This window comes from Actinomadura logoneensis (assembly GCF_003428695.1).
GTDB classification, from domain to species: domain Bacteria; phylum Actinomycetota; class Actinomycetes; order Streptosporangiales; family Streptosporangiaceae; genus Spirillospora; species Spirillospora logoneensis.
Map to the genome: position 1 here is coordinate 1 of NZ_QURH01000582.1, position 1907 is coordinate 1907.

The 1907-nt window shown below is 75.8% G+C and carries 3 protein-coding genes; all 3 read left to right on the forward strand.

Going from position 1 to position 1907, the window contains the following annotated elements; all coding sequences use genetic code 11:
* The coding region (locus tag DZF91_RS24370; protein ID WP_147341346.1) for a winged helix-turn-helix domain-containing protein at window positions 1-347 on the forward strand (347 nt) is incomplete at its 5' end.
* Window positions 348-419: 72 nt separating this feature from the next.
* Window positions 420-929 (forward strand): DUF2752 domain-containing protein, encoded by a 510-nt coding sequence (locus DZF91_RS24375; RefSeq protein ID WP_235834520.1) that lies wholly within the window; start codon window positions 420-422, stop codon window positions 927-929.
* 150 nt (window positions 930-1079) lie between these two features.
* Window positions 1080-1886, forward strand: coding sequence for an indole-3-glycerol phosphate synthase TrpC (gene trpC, locus DZF91_RS24380; RefSeq protein ID WP_117359618.1), 807 nt, complete (start codon window positions 1080-1082; stop codon window positions 1884-1886).
* Window positions 1887-1907: the final 21 nt, after the last annotated feature.

The following is a 1907-nucleotide window of genomic DNA, read 5'->3' on the forward strand; positions in this document are numbered from 1 at the left end:
CGCGAACCCTGGTCCGCGCCGTCGCCGGGGCGCTGCGGCACGGCGCGGCCGCGCCCGCTCGGGAGCTCCGCGCGGGCGCGCTCATGCTCGACACCGCCGCCCGCACCTGCGAGGCGGACGGCGTCGAGGTCACCCTCACCGCCACCGAGTTCGACCTGCTCGGCCACCTCGCCCGCAACCCCGGCCGCGTCTTCACCCGCGAGCAGCTCCTGGAGTCGGTGTGGGGGCCGGGCGCGGGCGCCGGCAGCCGCACCGTGGACGTCCATATCGCCCAGCTGCGCGCCAAGCTCGGCGATGTCAGCCCGATCCGCACCGTCCGCGGCGTCGGCTACCGCCTCGACGCCTGACGCCCGCCCCGCCGGCCGACGGGTTCGAGAAGGCGCCTGACCTGGGCGGCGGCTTCCGCTTAGGCTGGTTCCGTGAGCCAGGGGACACCGGACACGTCGCGCGCGCCGCGCCACGGAACGCCGTCCGGCGGCGGGCGCGCGGCGCCGGACGGACATGCGTGGTCGGCGGGTGGGCGGGCGTTGCCGGCGCGGCGGCGGTTGCGGGCGCCGTTGGCGGTGTTCGGCGCGGCGGCGGCGGCGACCGTCGTGGTCACGTTCGTGGACCCGCACGCGCCGGGGCACTACCCGACGTGCCCGTTCCTGTTCCTGACCGGTTACTACTGCCCCGGCTGCGGCGGCCTGCGCATGGTCAACTCGCTGACCCACGGGCACGTGGCCGCCGCGTTCGGCTTCAACCCGCTCGTCTTCCTGCTGACGCCCGTCGCCGGATACGTGTGGGCGCGCTGGACGTACTGCGCCGCGCGGGGGCTGCCGGTGACCTCGGTGCTGCTGCGGCGCGGGGTCTTGGCGGGGCTCTTCGGGCTCCTCCTGGTGTACTGGATCGTCCGGAACATGCCGTTCGCGCACGCCCTCGCCCCGTAACGGGTGATCAAGGGGTGAAAGGTGGGGGAAGGGGGGTTCGGGGGCCGCCCCCGGGTGCGGGCGGCGTCGGTGGGTGAGGCTACGATCGGTGCACGGATCGACCGCAAAATAGGGGGCTCCTGCGTGACCGAGGGCGAGCGTGGGCACGGCGTGAGCGTGCTGGACGAGATCATCGAGGGGGTCCGGGCCGATCTCGCCGACCGGCAGCGGACGATGTCGCTCGACGACCTCAAGGCCAGGGCGGCCAAGGCGCCCGCGCCCCGGGACGCGCTGGCGACGCTGCGCTCGCCCGGCGTCGGGGTGGTGGCCGAGGTGAAGCGGAGCAGCCCGTCCAAGGGCGCGCTGGCGGCGATCGCCGACCCGGCCGCGCTGGCCCGCGACTACGAGGCGGGCGGCGCCAAGATCATCAGCGTGCTCACCGAGCGCCGCCGGTTCGGCGGCAGCCTGGACGACCTCGCCGAGGTCCGCGCCAACGTGGACATCCCGATCCTGCGCAAGGACTTCATCGTCACCTCCTACCAGCTGTGGGAGGCCCGCGCGTACGGCGCGGACGTCGCGCTGCTCATCGTCGCGGCGCTCGAGCAGGACGCGCTGGTCTCGCTGGTCGAGCGGGCCGAGTCGATCGGCCTGCTGCCGCTGGTCGAGGTGCACACCGAGGAGGAGGTCGACCGCGCCCTGGACGCCGGCGCCCGGGTCATCGGCGTCAACGCGCGCGACCTGCGGACCCTCCGGGTCGACCGGGAGACCTTCGGCCGGATCGCCCCGCGCATCCCGGCGGGCGTGGTGAAGATCGCCGAGTCCGGCGTGCGCGGCCCGCACGACCTGCTCGCCTACGCCTCGTCCGGCGCCGACGCCGTGCTGGTGGGGGAGAGCCTGGTCATCGGCCGCGACCCGCGCTCGGCCGTCGCCGACCTCGTCGCCGCGGGCGCCCACCCGGCCCTCCGCCAGGGCGGCTGACCCGCCCGCGCCCCCGCCGAC